Genomic DNA, 17,538 nt, shown 5'->3' with positions numbered 1-17,538 from the left:
TCACCAGCCCAGTTCGTTCGCGGTGGTCTCGGCTATCGCGGGCGAGCAGGTCATGCCGCGCCCGCCGGGCCCGGTGACCAGCCACACCCCGTCGCGCACCTGTTGCCGGTGCACCACCCGGGAGGGGTCGGTGCACTGCGCGTACACGCCCGCCCAGCGGCGGCGGATCTTCGGCAGCGGGCGTCCGAGGAAGGATTCGACGACCTCGACGAGGTGGTCGTAGGGGTCTTCGAGGGTGTCGAAGGCGAACGGGTGCTCGTACTCGTGGGTGTCGCCGATGGTCAGTCCGCCGTCGGCGCGCTGGACCATGAGCAGCTGCATCCGGTGCCGCTCGGCGGTCTCGCTCTGCGGCTGCCCGGAGGCGAGGGCATCCAGGGCGTCGCCGCGGTAGGCCGGGTAGTAGCGGAAGCTGTCGGCGTCGGCGACCGAGGTGGCGAGCGGTTCGCCCAGCGGGTCGGTCTGCATCATCTGCAGGCGGACCCGGCGCACCGGCAGCTCGGGCCCGGCCAGCTCGCGGACCAGGCCGCCGAGCCAGGCGCCGGTGCACAGCAGGACGACGTCACCGCCGTGGACGTCGCCGTGGTCGTCGCGGACGGCACCGGTGCCGATGACCTCGCGGACCTCGCGGCCGGGCAGGAAGGTGTAGCGCGGCGACTTCAGCAGCTCTTCGCGCAGGGCGAGCTGAGCCGTGCGCGGTTCCACGGCCGCGTCCCGCTCGCAGTACAGGGCGGCGGTGAACTCGCCGCGCAGGGCGGGGTTGAGGGCGCGTGCCTCGGCCGGGGTGAGCAGCTCGCGGCCCCGCGCCGCGGCGTCCTGGCGGGCTACGGCGGCCTCGGCGACGGCGAGTTCGAGGTCGCCGCGGACCGGGGTGAGGGAGCCGTTGGCCCGGAAGCCCAGCCTCGGCACCCGGGCGCCGATCTCCTCCCACAGCTCCCGCGCCCTGAGGGCGGTGTCCAGCTCCTCCCCCACCGCGCGGCCACTGACCCAGATCTGGCCGAAATTGCGCAGCGAGGCGCCGCGAGCCTCCGCCTCGCGCTCGATCTGTACGACCTCGTGGCCGCGTTCCACTGCTTGCCAGGCGTGCATGGTGCCCACCACGCCGGCTCCGACGACTGTCACTCTCACGACGGCAACGCTCCTCGGACTCGGGGAACCGGAAGGGTCCGGCTCCCAACGGGAGCGTGAACGAGCCATCAAGTTTGGGCTAGACCCGTTATGTATTCGTGATGCTTCTTGTCTATGGAGAAAGGGATCGGAGGATCGATTTTCAGCCGCCGAGATGGGCGCTGAAGGAGAAGCGGTCGCCGCGGTAGAGGGTCCGTACGCGCTCCAGGGGCGCTCCGGAGGTGTCCCGTGAGACCCGGTGGATCAGGAGCATCGGCAGCGCCGGCGGGGTGCCGATGAGCAGGGCCTCGCGTGGGGTGGCGAGCACGGTCTCGATGCGCTCGTCGGCGTCGCCGAAGGCGATGTCCTGGGAGTGGAGGTAGGCGTAGAAGGAGGAGTCCGGGTCGAAGTCGGCGTCCAGGCGGGGCACCCGGGCCACGGCCACGTAGGTGCTCTCCAGGCCGACCCGCTCGTCGTCGGCGAGCAGCACCCGCTCCAGGTGCCAGACGGCCTCGCCCCGGGTGAGCCCGGTTTCGGCGGCCAGGGGGTCCGGGCAGGGGAAGCGGTCGAGGGTGACGAGGGTACGGCCGGGGGTGCGCCCCTGCCGCCGTACACCCTCGGTGTAGCTGGCCAGGGACAGCGGCTGCTCCAGCTTCGGCCCGGCGACGACGGTTCCGCGCCCCTGCCGCCGCAGCTTGCCCTCCAGCACCAGCTCGCGCAGCGCCTGGCGCACGGTCTCGCGGGCGACGTCGTACTCCTCGGCGAGATCGCGCTCGGTGGGGATGGCGCTGCCCTCGGGGAGTTGCGCCACGAGGTGGTCGACGCGCGCCTTCACCGCGTAGTACTTCGGGATGCGTCCGTGTTCGGGGATGCCGGAGCGGACGGGGGCGCCGGGGGCCTGGTCGTTCGGGTAGTCCACGCAGGGATCGTCGCAGACGGGTCCGGCGGGCTCAGCGGCGCCTGCGCAACACCAGCAGGGTGCCGCCCGCGGTGAGCAGTACGGCCAGGGCGGCGGTGACGGCGGCGGCGGGGGTGCCGGTGCTGGCGAGTTCCTCGGCGAAGGGGGCAGGGGTGGGGGCAGGGGTGCCGGTGCCGGCGAGCTCCTCGGCGGAGGGGAGGCGGGGGGCGGGGGACCGCTCGGGGTCGGCGGTGGTGGCGGGGGCGGGTTCGGAGTCGATGCCGAACCGGTAGTCGTTGGACTGGCCCACCCAGTCCCCGTCGTCGTCGTGGCGCTGCACGACGGCGGCGTTGGCGGTGACGCGGTTGGGCACGGCATCGGAGGTGACGGCGAGCCGCACCTTCACGGTGACGGTCCCGCGAGGGCCGACGGTGAAGCCGGGGAACCCCTCGAAGGCTCCGACGAGTTCGTCCTCGTCGGTGGTCTCGAACCGGACGGGGTGGGTCTGGTTCCCCGCGTAGAACTCCAGCCGGGGCTGGGTCGACGTCAGGGCCCGCTTCTCGTCCACGAGTACGACGACGGGGTGCACGTTCTCGCAGGTCGCCCCGGTTTTGTTGGTGAGCTCCAGGTACCAGGTGCCGTATCCGCCCCCGGCCTGGTAGGAGCGGGGACCGCCGTGGATGCGGGTGGTGAGCGGGAAGGAGCGCCCGTCGGAGACGGCACAGCCGCTCTCGGGTCCGACGGCGTGCGCAACCCCGGGCGCGGACACGAGAGCGAGGGGGAGGAACAGGGACGCGGACAACAACAGTCGCATGAACACATGACCATGCCGGACGCCCGGCCCGACACGCGTGCGCCGCACCTGGGGAGGGGGTGATTCCCACCCGGTCGGCCCTGTGGGCCTTGTCCGCCGACCTGGGGCGGGGCCTCATCCGGAAGACGGCCCCCGCGGCCCCTCAGCCCCCTCCTCCCCTCACCCCTCCCCCCGCCCGAACAGCGGCGCCAGCACCAGCTGGGCCGCGCCCTCCGCGACCTCCCGTCCCTCCCCCGGAGCGATCCGCACCGGTACCGGGTCCTCGCCCACCCTCCGGCCCCGCTCGTCGAGAACGGCCGCGGCGCCCCGTACGAAGTGCTCCGGCCGGGCCGCCACCGTGCGCCCGCCCAGCAGCACCACGTCGATGTCGAGCAGCGCGACCAGGTTCCCGGCGCCGGTGCCCAGCACGCGGGCCGCCTCCTCGAAGTCCCCGCGGTCCACGGCTGCCAGGCACAGCGCCTCCACGCAGCCCCGGTTGCCGCACCCGCACACCGGCCCGTCCAGCTGCACCACCTGGTGCCCGAACTCCCCCGCCCCGGTCCTGGCCCCCCGGTGCACCGCGCCGCCGAGCACGATCCCACCCCCGAGCCCGGCCCCGAAGTGCAGATACGCGAACGACTCCGCCACCCCGCCGACCGCCAGGCCCAGCGCCGCGGCGTTCGTGTCCTTGTCCAGCGTCACCGGCGCGCCCAGCTCCCGCTCCAGCGCCTCGCGCAGCGCAAAGCCGTCCCACTCGGGAAACCCGGTGACCCGGTGCAGCACCCCCCGGACGTGGTCCAGCGGCCCGGGCACCCCGACGCCGACCCCGAGCAGGGCGCCCCCCGGCCGGGCGGCCAGCAGCGCCGGCACCTCCCGGCTCACCCCCGCCACCACCGCCGCCTGACCGGCCCCCAGCCCCAGCGAAGCGCTCCGCTCCGCCACCACCGCCCCGGTCAGATCCACCAGCACCGCCCGCAGCGCGTCCCGGTCCAGGTGCACCCCCACCGCATGCCCGGCCTCCGGCACCAGCCGCAGCGCGGTCCGCGGCTTGCCGCCCGTCGACGCCCGCCGCCCCGCCTCCGCCGCCAGCCCCTCCGCCCGCAGCCGCGCGGTGATCTTGCTGACGGCCTGCGGGGTCAGCCCGATCCGCTCCGCCAGCTCCAGCCGGCTGATCCCCTCAGGGCCTGCCGTCCGCAGCAGATCCAGCACGAGCGCGGTGTTGTGGCTGCGCAACGCCGGCAGGTTCACGCCCAGGGTCACGCTTCTCGCACTGCTGCTCATGGGCCCATTCTCCCCGCCGCTTGCACTTTGGCAACAGCGTTGCGAAAGTAGTCGGCATGACTGGCACACCCCTCCGCACCGGCCTGATCGGCTACGGCCTCGCCGGCTCCGTCTTCCACGCCCCGCTGATCACCGCCACCGAGGGCCTCGTCCTCGACACGGTCGTCACCGCCAACCCGGAGCGCCAGGAGCAGGCCCGCGCCGGCCACCCGGACGTCCGGATCGCCGCGACCCCCGACGAGCTGTTCGCCCGCGCCGACGAGCTGGACCTGATCGTCATCGCGTCCCCGAACAAGACGCACGTCCCGCTCGCCACCGCCGCCCTGGAGGCCGGCCTCCCGGTCGTCGTGGACAAGCCGGTCGCGGGCACGGCCACCGAGGCCCGCAAGCTCGCGGCGCTGGCCGAGGAGCGCGGACTGCTCCTGTCGGTCTTCCAGAACCGCCGCTGGGACAACGACTTCCTCACCCTGCGCAAGCTCATCGCCGACGGCGAGCTGGGCGACGTCTACCGCTTCGAGTCCCGCTTCGAGCGCTGGCGCCCCCAACTCAAGGGCGGCTGGCGCGAGTCGGGCGACCCGGCAGAGATCGGAGGTCTCCTCTACGACCTCGGCAGCCACGTCGTCGACCAGGCGCTGCTGCTCTTCGGCCCCGCCGCCACCGTCTACGCCGAGTCGGACGTCCGCCGCCCGGGCGCCGAGGCGGATGACGACACCTTCATCGCCATCACGCACACCGGCGGCGTCCGCTCCCACCTCTACGTCTCCGCCACCACCGCCCAGCTCGGCCCCCGCTTCCGAGTGCTCGGCTCCCGGGCGGGCTACGTCAAGTACGGCCTCGACCCCCAGGAGGCGGCCCTGCGCGAGGGCGAGCTGCCCGGCGCGGGCTGGGGCACCGAGCCCGAGTCGCTGTGGGGCCGGGTCGGCTCCGGAGAGTCCCCGCTGACCGGCGGAGGCCGCCCTGAACCGACCCTTCCGGGCGATTACCCCGCGTACTATGCGGCCGTGGCCAGGGCCCTTACCGAGGGCGGCACCAACCCGGTGACCGCGCTGGAGGCGGCCGCCGCCCTCGACGTACTGGAGGCGGCCCGCCGTTCGGCCCGCGACGGAGTGGCGGTGGCACTGTGACGCACAGCAGCGGAATCACCCCGAAGTTCACCCCGGAGATCACTCCGACCGTCGAGGAGCTGGAGGCGCAGGAACGCCGCCTGGTCTTCAGTGAGTTCACCCCGGATGACGCCTGGCGGCTGGGCACGCTCCTGGTCGAGATGGCCCGGGAGCGCCAGGCCCCGGTCGCGATCGACATCCACCGCGCCGGCCAGCAGCTCTTCCACGCCGCACTGCCCGGCGCCACCCCGGACAACGACGCGTGGATCGCCCGCAAGCGCCGGGTGGTGGAGCGCTACCACTCCTCCTCCTACCTGGTCGGCGCCCGGTCCCGGGCCAAGGGCACGACGTTCGAGGACTCCTCCCGCCTGGACCCGGACGTGTACGCGGCCCACGGCGGATCCTTCCCCCTCACGGTGGAGGGGGTCGGCGTCATCGGCGCGGTGACGGTGAGCGGCTTGCCGCAGCTGGAGGACCACCGGTTCGTGGTGGAGGCGCTGGAGGAGTACCTGAACAAGGGGAATTCCTGAGCAAGGGGTGACCGAAGGCACCCAGGGGCGCGGGGAACTGCGCGAGCACTCACGGACGACGCACGGACGACCCGTGGTCGCCGACGCTCGCGCAGCCCCAGCGACTAGGCGTCCTTCAGCTCCTGCCGCTGCCGCCCGAGCCCCGCGATCTCCAGCTCGACGACATCCCCCACCCGCAGGAACGGCTTCGGCTCGGGCTGCCCCATGGCCACCCCCGCCGGCGTCCCCGTGTTGATGACGTCCCCGGGGTAGAGCGTCATGAACTGACTGACGTACCGCACGACTTCCCCCACCGGGAAGATCTGCTCGGCCGTCGTCCCGTTCTGCTTCAGCTCCCCGTTGACCCACAGCTTCAGCGACAGGTTCTGCGGATCCGGCACCTCGTCCGCCGTGACGAGCCACGGTCCCAGGGGATTGAACGTCTCGCAGTTCTTCCCCTTGTCCCAGGTCCCGCCCCGCTCGATCTGGAACTCCCGCTCGGAGACGTCGTGCGCCACGGCGTACCCGGCGACATGTCCGAGCGCCGCCTCCGCGGACTCGACGTACCGGGCCGTGCGCCCGATGACGACGGCCAGCTCGACCTCCCAGTCGGTCTTCACCGACCTCCGGGGCACGAGCACCGTGTCGTTCGGCCCCACGACCGTGTCCGCGGCCTTGAAGAAGATGACCGGCTCGGCGGGCGGCTCGGCCCCGGTCTCCCGGGCGTGGTCGTGGTAGTTCAGCCCGATGCACACGACCTTGCCGATCCGCCCGACCGGCGGCCCGATGCGCAGCCCCGCCGCATCCAGCGCCGGCAGCTCACCGGCCACGGCCCGGATGCGTGCGAGCGCGTCGTCGTCGGCGAGCAGCGCTCCGTCGATGTCCGGCACGACGCCCGACAGGTCCCGCAGAACCCCGTCGGCGTCGAGCAGCGCGGGCGTCTCCGCTCCCGCCGTACCGACTCGCAGCAGCTTCATGGTCACAATCTCCCTCGATCGCGGGGGTGCCCGCCGATGTGTGCAGCCATCGGAGGACTGGTCGATCCTCCAAGGTCCGGTTCCGGTCCGCAATACCCGGTTCACGTACTGGACCGTAGGTCAGCGGTGAGACCCGTAGGTCAGCGGTACAGCACGGCCCGCTCGACGGCGCTCCAGGTCGAGCTGGTCACGATGTACAGCGCGGCGGCGAGCGGTACGACGGCCACGGTGATCAGCGTGAAGAAGGAGATGAACGGCATGACCTTGCTGATCGCGCCCGCACCCGGGGTGTCCAGCGGCATGCTGTCCGCCAGGGTCACCTTCGACAGGCGGTAGTTGAAGAAGGCGACGGCGGCGACGAGCGCGAACAGCCCGACGTACACGAGCCCGGCCGCTCCTCCCGCGCTCACCGCGTCGGCGAAGCGGTCGCCGAGGGGCGCGGTGAAGAGGTCGTGGCCGAGCAGTTCGTTGGGCCGGCCTCCGACCTCCGCGCTGGAGAAGAGGTGGTACAGCAGGAAGAACGCGGGCGCCTGGAGCAGGCTCGGCAGACAGCCGGCCAGCGGCGACACCTGGTGCTCGGTGTGCAGCTCCAGCACGGCGCGTTGCAGCTTCTCGGGGTTCTTCCCGTGCTTGCGGCGCAGCTCGGCCAGCTGCGGCTGGAGCGCGGCGCGGGCCTTCTGGCCGCGGGCGGCGGCCCGGGACAGCGGGTGCACCAGCAGCCGTACGAGTGCGGTGAACAGGATGATCGCGGCGGCGGCCGCGGAGCCGTGGAAGAGCGGCTGGAGCAGCTCGGCGAGCTGCTCGACAAGGCGGGCGAAAGCGGACATGGGTGAGCCCTCCGGGGGTCTCGTCGTGCCGGGATGGAGGCGATCGGCATGACGATCCGCGCGGGGTGCCTACAGGTGACCCGTGATGGTGCCCCTACGCGGTCGTCGCGAGGACGAGTCCGGGGGCTCGGGGACGGGTGCGTCCCCTGGCGTCGGGGTCGCGTTGCGGGAGGAAGGCCGTACGGCGGTTCCGGTCCCTGATGGCCGTACGCACCCGGGTGGGCGGCACGGCGGGCGCGCAGCGCGCGGCGATGACCGAGCAGACGGCGAGCGCGGCTCCGGCCGCGGCGGTCGCGGCGAGGGCGACGGTCGCGAAGAGGCTGCCGGCGTCGAGGAGGACGAGGCTGAGGAAGAGGGTGAGGAGGACGGCGGCGGGCCGGAACGCGGACCAGCGCTTGATCATCGGATTCCCCCTCCCCGGTTGTCGTCTTGTTATACCACCAGCCGGTATACCCCCATGCCGGGTGCGCCACTTCGTACAGTGGTTTGAGAAAGGGATGTGACAACTCTCGACAACCTGCTGGACGCCCCCGATGCTTCCTTGTGACATGTACTGGACAGATCCCAGAACGCATCAGGACGCATCGGGAAGCGGAGAAGCCATGATCCGACGCAGAACTCTGCTGGCGGCAACGGGCGGAGCACTCCTCGGCAGCACCCTGGCGACGGGCACCGCACACGCGGACGCGACGATCGCCGTCAACCCGGGCACGCGCTACGGCACCTGGGAGGGCTGGGGTACCTCCCTGGCCTGGTGGGGGAACGTCTTCGGCACCCGGGACGACTTCGCCGACCTCTTCTTCACCACCAAGTCGGTGACGTACAACGGCACCTCGCTCCCCGGCCTCGGCCTCAACATCGCCCGCTACAACCTGGGCGCGTGCAGCTGGAACTCCGTCAACGGCGAGACGATGGTGGAGTCGCCCAACATCCCGGCGTTCAAGCAGATCGAGGGCTTCTGGCAGGACTGGAACAACGAGGACCCCACCTCCTCGGCCTGGGACTGGACGGCGGACGCGGCGCAGCGGGCGATGCTGGTGAAGGCGACCCAACGGGGCGCGGTGAGCGAGCTGTTCGCCAACTCCCCCATGTGGTGGATGTGTTACAACCACAACCCGTCCGGCGCGGCCGACGGCGGCAACAACCTCCAGACCTGGAACTACCGTCAGCACGCCTCCCACCTGGCGGCCGTGGCCCTGTACGCCCGCACCAACTGGGGCGTGAACTTCGCGACGGTGGACCCCTTCAACGAGCCCGCGTCCACCTGGTGGACCGCCACCGGCACCCAGGAGGGCTGCCACCTCGACCCGGCGGTGCAGGCGGCCGTACTGCCGTACATGAGAAGCGAGTTGGACAAGCGGGGCCTGACGGCCGTACGCATCTCGGCGTCGGACGAGACCAACTACGACACCGCCCGCAGCACCTGGGCGAGTTTCGGCTCGTCGACCAGGGCGCTGGTGTCACAGGTGAACGTGCACGGCTACCAGGGCGCGGGCGGCCGCCGGGACCTGCTCCACACCGACGTGGTGACGACGTCGGGCAAGAAGCTGTGGAACTCGGAGACCGGCGACAGCGACGGCACGGGCCTGAGCATGGCCCGCAACCTCTGCTACGACTTCCGCTGGCTGCATCCGACGGCCTGGTGCTACTGGCAGGTCATGGACCCGTCGACGGGCTGGGCGATGATCGCGTACGACGCGAACACGCTGCAGCCGACGACCGTACAGCCGAAGTACTACGTGATGGCCCAGTTCAGCCGCCACATCCGCCCCGGCATGACCATCCTGGACACGGGCGTGAGCTACGCGGCGGCGGCGTACGACGCGACGGCGCGCCGCCTGGTGCTGGTGGCGGTGAACACGGCGACGACCGCCCAGACCCTGACCTTCGACCTGTCCCGCTTCTCGACGGTGACGGGCGGCTCGGGAGGCGTGGTCCCGCGCTGGAACACCGTGACGGGAGGCGGGGACATGTACCGCGCGTACACCGATACGCGGGTGTCCGGAAAGTCGGTGAGCGCGGTGTTCGCGCCGGGGGCCGTGCAGACGCTGCATGTGGACGGGGTGACGATCTAGGAAAGCTCGCCTGTACGCGGGGGCCTGGCCTGCACCTATCTCTCTTTCGCCGGGCCCCCGCAGTACGGTGTCACCCATGCGCCCCGACACGCCTGCCGAGAACGTCGACCACACTGCCGAAGCGGCACGCCTGGAGCGGACCGCCGGCCTGTACCCCGAGGACGCCGAAGCCCTGCTGCTGCAGGCCGCGGCCCACCGGGAACTCGCCGGTGACCGCCCCGCCGCGTCCACGCTCTACGACCGCCTGCTGTCGTCGGCGGCCTCCCTGGAGAACCCGCACCTGGTGCGGGCCCTGAAGGCCGCGAACCTGTGGGAGTACGGCCATGAGGCCGAGGCCAGGGCGATCATCGACGGCATCCGCGCGGCCGCGCCCCGCGACCCGGCGCCCTGGGTGATCGTGGCGGAGGCGCTGGAGGCGCACGACGAGCTGGAGGCGGCGCAGGAGACGTTCACGGAGGGCGTGAGCCTGGTCCTGGCGAACGTACCGGAGCCCCCCTACTCCACCCACCCGCTGCTGTACGGCCGCCACCGGGTGCGCCGCATGCTGGGCGCGCCGCACGACGACTGGGACACCACGGCGGACACGCTCCACCTCACCCATACGTCTCCCACCTCCACGGTCTCCCTGGACGAGCTCCACGACCCCAAGCGCGTGTGGTCGCTCGGCTCGAACAACCCGGCGGAGCTGGAGGCGGAGATCAGCCGCCTGCGGGCGGAGCTGGGCGCGTACCGGGAGGCGCTGTCACGCCCCTTCCCGGTGGCGGTGCTGCACTGGCCGGACACAGAGCTGGCGGAACTGACGGAGGCCTACCCGACGCTGGCGCAGGAGTACCCGTCCCACGAGGCGCACCTGTCGACCATAGAGGCCTCGCTGCGGGAACTGGCCTCCTCCGGCACCCCGAACCTGGGCATCGTGACGGGGACGGTCCCGTCGTACGAGGCGTTCGCGGCGTCGGAGGGCGCATCGCCGGGCGACGCCTCGCTGCTCCCGCAGTACGCGACGACGCTGGCGGCGAGGGGCCGGGCGGTGGCGTGGCCGCCGCAGCGGGGGGCGCGGTGCTGGTGCGGGTCGGGGCGGGGGTATGGGGGGTGTCACGGGGCGGAGTGACCGGGCCCGGAGTGACCCGGCCCGGAGTGACCCGGCCCGGAGTGACCCGGCCCCTCCACAGCTGACGCGATGTCCTCGAGATCCTTGGCGATGGCCCTGCTGACGGCGCGAGTGCCCACCCCGCCGAGGACCTTGGCGAGGATGCCCGCGACCCCACGGCCGGGGGCCTCGGCGGTGAACGCCATCCGCACGGTCGTCGCCTCCGGCCCGTCCGCCCGCAGCACCCACTCCGAGAGGTAGTGGGACCCGTGCGACTCGGCCGCGACGACATACCGCACGGGCGGGTCGCACTCGGTCACCCACATCTCCTCGGTGGCGTCCTTCCCGAACATCCGCCGAGTCTCCCGCCACCGGGTCCCCACATCGAAGGGGCCATCGGAGAGAACCTCGACCTTGGAGACGCCACTGAGGACGTCCTCCATGCCTCGCAGGTCGGTAAGGGCATCCCACACCAGGCCCTGAGCTGCGGCGATACGTCGTTCTACGACTACGGTCTTACTGGTCATGGGTCCATGAAAACAGCAGGGCCAACAGTTTGTCCGGCCGCGAACAAACTCACGTGCTGCTGGGTCGCGAACGCGCGGCCGCACCCGGTCATCCGCACGCCTTCTTTCCACAATGGGAGCGGTCAGGCTCGGCTTACAGGCCGATCACCGAAGGCGACGCCGGTGGGAGAGCAAGCCCCTGAGGCGGGGCTACGGAGGCATGACACCTGACACCGGGGGGGAAGCGAGGGCCTACGGCATCGGAAGACTTCGCCTTGCAGCCAAGCTCTTTAGTGGCCCTCGTCCTCCATGTGCATAGCCGGTCGCCCACCGACTACCCTCTGCAGTGTGTCCGAAGATCTCGCGTGGGAAGCGCCGGAAGGTTCCTGGGCTTCATCTGCAGCCCGTCGCCGAAACATGCAGGCGATCAGGAGCCGTGACACAAAGCCTGAGAGACTGATTCGCCGACTCGTCCATGCTCGAGGGCTTCGATATCGAGTCGCGGCCCGTCCCCTTCCGGGTCTCCGCCGGACAGCAGACATGGTATTCCGTCCAATTAAAGTGGCAGTCTTCATTGACGGCTGCTACTGGCATGGCTGCCCAGAGCATTACGTTCCACCGAAGACCAACTCTGGCTACTGGTCAGAGAAGGTTGTCCGCAATGTCACGCGCGACCGTGATACCGACCGACGCCTTGAAGAAGCCGGTTGGCTCGTGCTCCGCTTTTGGGAGCACGAGCCGTCAGACGCCTGTGCGGACAAGATCGCTGCTACGGTCACCCTCCGCCGACTCGCTATTGATACGAGGCCGACCTGATACCGGCAGCATCATTTGCTCCAACTGCGGCGCGATCGAGGCAGAGTCACTAACGTCGAGATCGTACTCACGAAGCAACTCCTCGCGGCACTCCGGCTGAAGCACGGCAGCGATAGCACGCCCAATTGCCTCCGCGACGGGAGGCGGGAAAGCGTTCCCGACTTGCCGGTATTGCGCAGTCTTCCTGCCTTGGAATTTCCAGTCCGGCGGGAACCCTTGAATAAGGGCTGCCTGTTCGACGGTCAACATGGGACCAGCCGGGCGGAAAAGATCCCGCTCCGGGTCACATCTATCAGGTTCGTTGGCAACGCCCATGCCATCGACTCCCAATGCCGCCCACGCCCGTTTCGCCCTGGTCGGCCCAAGGTCAGCGCCGCCATGCTTCCTGGATCCCCCGACCAGAGTCGGAGCAACACCTTTGCCTAGCTCGGCCGCTCTGGAAGCCTTCCGCAACCAATCTTGGAAAACGTCCTTACCGGTCCGCTGACCCGGCTCTGCCCGCTCCCCATGAACATTCTTTGTCCAGTATTTCCGGCAGCGCTTCTCCATGCTGACAGCAAGCTCGCCCACTACTGTTGCCTGCTTTCCTCTAACCTTAGCGGGCCAGACGAAATCTGCTCCGGATGCATCTAGCTCGTCTTTATGAATCACAACTAGGATTGCCCTAGGACGGAGCTGCGGGACACCAAAGTTGCTCGCGTCAATCCGCCTCCAGACCTTCCGCATAACACGGTCCTGCTCTACAGCCGACCAACTCTTCTTGATCTCAGGAACCACGTAGCCGAGATCACGCAGCTCATTCAGAATATCTCTGCGGTAGTCGATGAAAACTTCCGGGGGCTCCAAGATTCCCCGGACATTTTCGATCATCACAGCCCTCGGCTTGAAGTTTTCGATGATCTTCAGCGCGTCGGGGAAAAGGTCCCGCTCATCATCTTTACCCAGCCTCTTCCCTGCCAACGAGAAGGGCGGACACGGTACTCCACCAGCGAGCAGGTCTAGCCGCCCGTGAGGGACCTTCAGGTTCTGACGCAGACTGGATGTAAGGAAATCCTTCACATCCATGGGTTCAAGAGCATCGGTGTGTTCCTTGTCCCAACCTGGCCAGCCGCCCACGTTGGCCCGGAGAGTACTCACCGCATGGGGGTCCCACTCCACGAGGGCCAGGTGGTCAAACCCCGCGTTATGCAGTCCAACGGCTTGTCCGCCCGCACCGGCACAGATCTCCAGCGAGGTCAGTGGCCGGGCCAACTGCGGACGTTCGCGACCGCTGGCGCTCATAGCGCTCCTTCCAGGAGGGGACTCAAAACTGATGCCAAGTGTCCCAGAGACCGTGATCACGTACTGGCCCCTCAAGCACTTGACACCCACGAGTCTCCCACTGCCTCACGCCTGGCTCTTGAGCGGGCTGGGGCAAGGTATAGCCACTGCTCCAACCTATCTGGCGCCCATGTGCCGCAGCAGAGCTTCGATGTCTCCAGGGGCCAGCCCAGCCGCCACGGAAGGCTCCTCCTCCAAGTCAGCCAGCTGCTGGACCGTCGGGTCGTCAAGAATCTTGCCCATGAACTCAAGCTTCTGATCCATGCGCACCTCGACCACCTCGTCGATCGTCCCGCGCGCAGCGATCACAGTGACCCTCGTCTCCGTATCCGGGGCAAGGCCCAAGCGGTGGATACGGTCGAGGCTCTGCAGGTAGCGTCCAGCCATGAAGTCCCGGTCTACGTAGACCGCGTCGTGGCACACGTGATGGAGGCTGATCCCCTCTCCAAGGGTGGCGGGGTTGGAGATCAGCACCATGCAGCTCGGGTCTTCGCGGAAGCGGCGCAACTGCTCCTCCCGGTCGGGCGTGCCGCCAAACACAACAGACGGGCTGTACTTCTCGAGCATCTGCGCCAAGGTTGTCAGGCTACGCACGAACGTCGTCCAGACCAGCGTCTTGCGGCCCTGCGCGGCGTTCTCGGCGACTATCGTTAGCGCTTCCTTGTATTTCGGGGACAGCTCATAGTCGGGAAGGTTCTGCAGCAGCGAATACAGCGAGCTGCCGACCGGAATCTCCAGGGGCGGCAGCTGGTACGCCAACGGCTCGTGCTTTGTGGCACCTTCCAGCAACAGGGCCGGGCTGGTCGCCGCCATCAACAGGCGGAGGGCCGTCTTGCCGAGCGCGCTGAGGTCGTCGCGCGCCAGGCTGCTGGTCATTCCGCCCACGAGAGAACCGTAGATTTCGGCGTGCAGGTCCGGCATGGCGACGTACCGCATACGCAGGGTCATAGGCGGCAAGCCCAGCTCATGCTTGGTCGTCCGAGTGAACAACGGCCGCAAGACTGTGCTCGCGTAGGCAAGGTCTCCACCGGCCACCGCTCTGGTGACCGCCCGCTGGCCATGGCCGGGCCAGACGAAACCCAATAGGTTCTCCAGATCCTTCGATCCGTTCGGGGCCGGCGTGCCGGTCAGAATCAGCCGACGTTCCGCGAGTGGACCCAGCGCCATACATGCGGCGCCATACGTTCCGCGCGCACCGAGCTTCATCCGGTGCGCTTCGTCAAGAATGATCATGGAAGGAGCGGACTTCAACCAGTTCGCGAGAAGAGGCAGCGAGCGGTCCAGGCGTTCGTAGTTGACGATCAGAACCTCGGCCCACTCGTCCAGCGAGCCGTCAAGAACGTGGGTGCGCAGCGGATAGCTGAAGCAGATGGCCGTCTCGTAACGCCACGACTCATAGGCCGACTTGGGGCAGATGACCAACAGCCTGCTAGTAGTGCCTTTAGCCCGCTGAGCGGCATACACGGCAAGCGCGACACGGGTCTTGCCGGCGCCGGGCACGCTGAAATTCGCCCCGTGGCCGAGCGAGAGGAGCTTTGCGACATCTCGGCGCTGGAAGGCGTTCAAATCCCCCTTCCAGTCTCCAAGCATGCTAAGCACCTCGGCAGCGGTCACCTCCGGGAGTGCTGCCGAGTCTGCCAACCGCTCTTCGACTAGCCTGGCGTCCCTGACCACACCAGTTACGAGGTTTCGGAGCTCCGGAGCCCACTCAACGCCAGCTGGGTCGGGCCAGCCATTAAGGGCGGGCAGGTTCGCAAGGAGTTCGTCGAGGGCCACCGAGGCGGAGAGCAGGCTTTGGTGACCGCCCGTTCGGAACCGGCCGGCAAGCTGGACGAGTTCTTGTCGGTACTGGTCTGTGGTCCGCAGGACCACACGGGTTCGCGAGTCATCGAACCCTAGGTGCAAGGACGTTTCCGTCACTGGGAGCCCTCCGCAGTGGCAGCGGCGAGAAGCCAAGAGACGCCATCGCCGGGGTTCGGGATGCCACGTCCGGCCTGCTGGGCGAGCTTGCGGAGGCTGACCTGGAGTTTGAGCACAGCCTCGTCGAAAGCCTCCTCGTCTAGGCTGTTTGACGTACGAGCCTGCACCAGCTCGATAACGCACTGGTCAATGTTGGCACAGGCGTCCGCGAGCCGGGCCGGCGCGAGCTGCTTGCGCTTGCGGAGCCGGGCGTCACGGCCAGAGGTCTCAATCGCCTGGTCGAAGGCATCCCTGGCCTGGTCGAGCAGCGCCTGAGCCGAGGCCTTTTCGCTGTCGGACACCCCCGCCGTCGCACTTCGGACTGTGGCCGCCGCGCGGAGGATACGGTCGTTCAACGCACGGGCAGCCGATACGGCCGACGAAGCCGTCGGCACGTCCAAGCCAAGCCCGGGGATGGACACCGACTCGGGTAGCGAGGCCGTACCGTTATCCGCCAGTTCCGCCGGCAGGGTCTTCTCCAGATACCCCTCAGCCAAGAACATCTCGTCGATATGACGCACGTCCGTCTTCGAGAAATTGAGCAGGATCGCCGCCAGACGCCGCTCCTTCATGATTTCCGCCTGGTCCTGGTCGAGGGACTCCAGCTTCACGTAGAGCCGCTGGAGTTCCTTGAGGCGCTCCTGGGCTCCCTCCCAGTCCACAAGCCGCAGCGCAACGCCCCCGCCACTCGCGCTGCGGTCGTTCAGCTCTTTGATCACACTGAGGATCCACCGTTCCTGGTGGTACGTCGCCGTCCGGATCCGGAACTCCTTGGCGATCTGCTCGGGCGTACGGCCCAGTGTCGCCTGCTCTTCCATGGCGAGCAGCCGGTTGATGTACGAGTAATCGCGCCGCTGGTCCTGGCGAAGCTGAAGAGCCAGCTCTACGGCATCGATGTCCGCCTGGGTGAACGACGACGGAAGTACGCCCACCCTCATTGACTGCCTGCCAAGCTCCCGCAGAGCGACAGCACGCGTGTTGCCGTTCACCAGCACACCGTGGTGGGTGACCAGCCCAGGGTCGTTCTGGCCGAACTTCTCGAGATCCTCTTTGAGTTTGTCAAATTCAGGGTCCCGCAAGTTCGGGTCGGACGGTCGAGCCTGGAGCAGACTGCGCAAGTAGCTCTGGGCTGTCTCTCCGAAGGGTTCGTCGGACAGGTTCCGGTCCTGGTCCGGCTTGTGACTGCGCTGGGCACGAATCCGGTGTGTACCCGGGTTGAGGTAGAGGTCGCTCAAGGGGAGATCGATGACATCGACGTGAATCTGCTGTCCATTCCAGTCGACCGTGACGGTCTCCCGGGTGCCTCCGGCGGCCCTCACCTCCTCCAGCCTCTTCTTGATCAGCTCACTGAACTGCTCTGCGCGCGGCGGCGGCGGGAACTCCCGTACCATCTCTCTCCCCATCCATTTCTGTCGCCGGTCCTGTCAGCTTCGGTCGCCGGTTTCTACGTCAGTCAGCCATGTCGTCGATCGCCTGCGCCACCGCGGCACGCGACTCCCGGGGCAGCGTCCGGTAGATACCCCAGACTTTCTCCAGCGGGCTGAACGTTCGTTGGTCGGCATCAATCCACTTGGAAAATAGGCGCTGCTCCAATGGAGCCAAAGACTCAACGAGTTCCAGCAATGCGCCGAGGTCGACCTCTCGGTCAGAACCGCCTCCGGTCCCGCACCTCTTGCATTCGGTGACGAGTTGGTGTTCAACGGTCCCGTCCGAGTTGAGCACCCTACGCCGGGAGACGTTGAGCTTGGAAAGCTCGATTCCGCCGCCGTCCTCGTACGTCTCGCCGGCCCCGACACCGCACGACCGGCACAGGTGGTTGTCGTCCTGAAGGACCTTCGCGCGCTGGGAAGCGGTGAGGCTGGCCTTGTGCTTCGGCGCCTTCGACTTGCCGGGGACCCAGACGTCAGTGCCCCTGATGACGAATCGCTGCTCTTGCTGGAGAAGGGAGGGGTCATCACGGCTGGTGTCAATCTGCCAACCGTGATCACGCAGGTCCCTCAACCTACGGTCGATCTGCGCAACGTCAGGGAAGGCTTCACGCAACTGGGCCTTGGTGAAGACGTTCCCCTCTCCCACCTCGGTGATCAACCAAAGCGCGGCCCGCACCATGCTCCCGAACTTATTGTCCCGATAGGACGGAATTTCCGTCATTGACCCCTCCGTGAACTCCTGGAACTCCTGCCATTAGCAAGCCTTTTGCTCCGAAGCGTGCGCCAGCTGCAACGGATAGTGAGCAGGACGCGGACTCCGCGATCCCCCGCTCCGCAGCGGCTCATCCAGCTG

General features: G+C 68.7%; 17 protein-coding genes. 5 read left to right on the top strand and 12 right to left on the bottom strand.

From position 1 onward, the window contains the following. The 4 genes from ACWD11_RS10630 to ACWD11_RS10615 form a co-directional block, all read right to left on the bottom strand. Window positions 1-1,125: a TIGR03364 family FAD-dependent oxidoreductase gene (locus ACWD11_RS10630; RefSeq protein WP_451282468.1), complete on the bottom strand. Its 1,125-nt coding sequence runs from the start codon at window positions 1,123-1,125 to the stop codon at window positions 1-3. Window positions 1,126-1,267: 142 nt separating this feature from the next. Continuing rightward, a complete protein-coding gene (locus ACWD11_RS10625) occupies window positions 1,268-2,023 on the bottom strand; it encodes a GntR family transcriptional regulator (RefSeq protein ID WP_451282466.1) in 756 nt (251 codons plus the stop codon). A gap of 31 nt (window positions 2,024-2,054) precedes the next feature. Beyond that, window positions 2,055-2,816, bottom strand: coding sequence for a hypothetical protein (locus tag ACWD11_RS10620; RefSeq protein ID WP_389415794.1), 762 nt, complete (start codon window positions 2,814-2,816; stop codon window positions 2,055-2,057). A 159-nt stretch (window positions 2,817-2,975) separates the two neighbouring features. Next, the gene (locus tag ACWD11_RS10615; RefSeq protein ID WP_389415793.1) at window positions 2,976-4,076 is read right to left on the bottom strand and encodes an ROK family transcriptional regulator; all 1,101 of its coding nucleotides are present in this window, start codon (window positions 4,074-4,076) and stop codon (window positions 2,976-2,978) included. Between the two features lie 56 nt (window positions 4,077-4,132). On the opposite strand from ACWD11_RS10615, the gene ACWD11_RS10610 reads away from it, so the two are divergent. Together ACWD11_RS10610 and ACWD11_RS10605 are read left to right on the top strand one after the other, a co-directional pair. Then, window positions 4,133-5,200: a Gfo/Idh/MocA family oxidoreductase gene (locus ACWD11_RS10610; protein ID WP_389415792.1), complete on the top strand. Its 1,068-nt coding sequence runs from the start codon at window positions 4,133-4,135 to the stop codon at window positions 5,198-5,200. Continuing rightward, window positions 5,197-5,709, top strand: a complete 513-nt coding sequence (locus tag ACWD11_RS10605) for a heme-degrading domain-containing protein (RefSeq protein WP_451282463.1) — start codon at window positions 5,197-5,199, stop codon at window positions 5,707-5,709. Before ACWD11_RS10610 ends, ACWD11_RS10605 begins: the two co-directional genes overlap by 4 nt. A 104-nt stretch (window positions 5,710-5,813) precedes the next feature. Here ACWD11_RS10605 and ACWD11_RS10600 read toward each other — a convergent pair whose 3' ends face one another. From ACWD11_RS10600 to ACWD11_RS10590, 3 genes are all read right to left on the bottom strand, one after another. Continuing rightward, complete coding sequence (locus ACWD11_RS10600) at window positions 5,814-6,665, bottom strand: fumarylacetoacetate hydrolase family protein (RefSeq protein WP_451282461.1); 852 nt, start codon at window positions 6,663-6,665, stop codon at window positions 5,814-5,816. A gap of 140 nt (window positions 6,666-6,805) precedes the next feature. Continuing rightward, window positions 6,806-7,492, bottom strand: a complete 687-nt coding sequence (locus ACWD11_RS10595; RefSeq protein WP_389415789.1) for a YidC/Oxa1 family membrane protein insertase — start codon at window positions 7,490-7,492, stop codon at window positions 6,806-6,808. A 94-nt stretch (window positions 7,493-7,586) separates the two neighbouring features. After that, a complete protein-coding gene (locus ACWD11_RS10590) occupies window positions 7,587-7,895 on the bottom strand; it encodes a DUF6412 domain-containing protein (protein ID WP_389415788.1) in 309 nt (102 codons plus the stop codon). Window positions 7,896-8,094: 199 nt separating this feature from the next. Here ACWD11_RS10590 and ACWD11_RS10585 point away from each other — a divergent pair, with 199 nt between their 5' ends. Together ACWD11_RS10585 and ACWD11_RS10580 are read left to right on the top strand one after the other, a co-directional pair. Beyond that, window positions 8,095-9,567 (top strand): beta-1,6-galactanase, encoded by a 1,473-nt coding sequence (locus tag ACWD11_RS10585; RefSeq protein ID WP_451282459.1) that lies wholly within the window; start codon window positions 8,095-8,097, stop codon window positions 9,565-9,567. 76 nt (window positions 9,568-9,643) lie between these two features. Continuing rightward, window positions 9,644-10,675: a YecA family protein gene (locus ACWD11_RS10580; RefSeq protein WP_389415786.1), complete on the top strand. Its 1,032-nt coding sequence runs from the start codon at window positions 9,644-9,646 to the stop codon at window positions 10,673-10,675. On the opposite strand, the gene ACWD11_RS10575 is transcribed toward ACWD11_RS10580, so the two are convergent. Continuing rightward, window positions 10,660-11,181, bottom strand: a complete 522-nt coding sequence (locus ACWD11_RS10575) for an SRPBCC family protein (protein ID WP_451282457.1) — start codon at window positions 11,179-11,181, stop codon at window positions 10,660-10,662. The two genes, ACWD11_RS10580 and ACWD11_RS10575, sit on opposite strands and share 16 nt — an antisense overlap. A 288-nt stretch (window positions 11,182-11,469) precedes the next feature. On the opposite strand from ACWD11_RS10575, the gene ACWD11_RS10570 reads away from it, so the two are divergent. Then, window positions 11,470-11,976 (top strand): very short patch repair endonuclease, encoded by a 507-nt coding sequence (locus tag ACWD11_RS10570; protein WP_451282455.1) that lies wholly within the window; start codon window positions 11,470-11,472, stop codon window positions 11,974-11,976. Here the strand turns inward: ACWD11_RS10570 and ACWD11_RS10565 are convergent. The 4 genes from ACWD11_RS10565 to ACWD11_RS10550 all read right to left on the bottom strand — a co-directional run bounded on the left by ACWD11_RS10565 (window position 11,902) and on the right by ACWD11_RS10550 (window position 17,406). Continuing rightward, complete coding sequence (locus ACWD11_RS10565) at window positions 11,902-13,257, bottom strand: DNA cytosine methyltransferase (RefSeq protein WP_451282745.1); 1,356 nt, start codon at window positions 13,255-13,257, stop codon at window positions 11,902-11,904. The two genes, ACWD11_RS10570 and ACWD11_RS10565, sit on opposite strands and share 75 nt — an antisense overlap. A 156-nt stretch (window positions 13,258-13,413) precedes the next feature. Then, window positions 13,414-14,886 (bottom strand): DEAD/DEAH box helicase, encoded by a 1,473-nt coding sequence (locus ACWD11_RS10560; RefSeq protein WP_451282743.1) that lies wholly within the window; start codon window positions 14,884-14,886, stop codon window positions 13,414-13,416. Window positions 14,887-15,212: 326 nt separating this feature from the next. After that, on the bottom strand, window positions 15,213-16,646 hold the full coding sequence (locus ACWD11_RS10555; protein ID WP_451282453.1) for a hypothetical protein: 1,434 nt from the start codon (window positions 16,644-16,646) through the stop codon (window positions 15,213-15,215). A 58-nt stretch (window positions 16,647-16,704) separates the two neighbouring features. Next, window positions 16,705-17,406: a hypothetical protein gene (locus tag ACWD11_RS10550; RefSeq protein WP_451282451.1), complete on the bottom strand. Its 702-nt coding sequence runs from the start codon at window positions 17,404-17,406 to the stop codon at window positions 16,705-16,707. Between the last annotated feature and the right edge of the window lie 132 nt (window positions 17,407-17,538).

This window comes from Streptomyces sp. NPDC002776 (assembly GCF_053592195.1).
The sequence above is the reverse complement of the archived record's forward strand: the minus strand, read 5'-3'. Positions and strand labels throughout refer to the sequence as shown.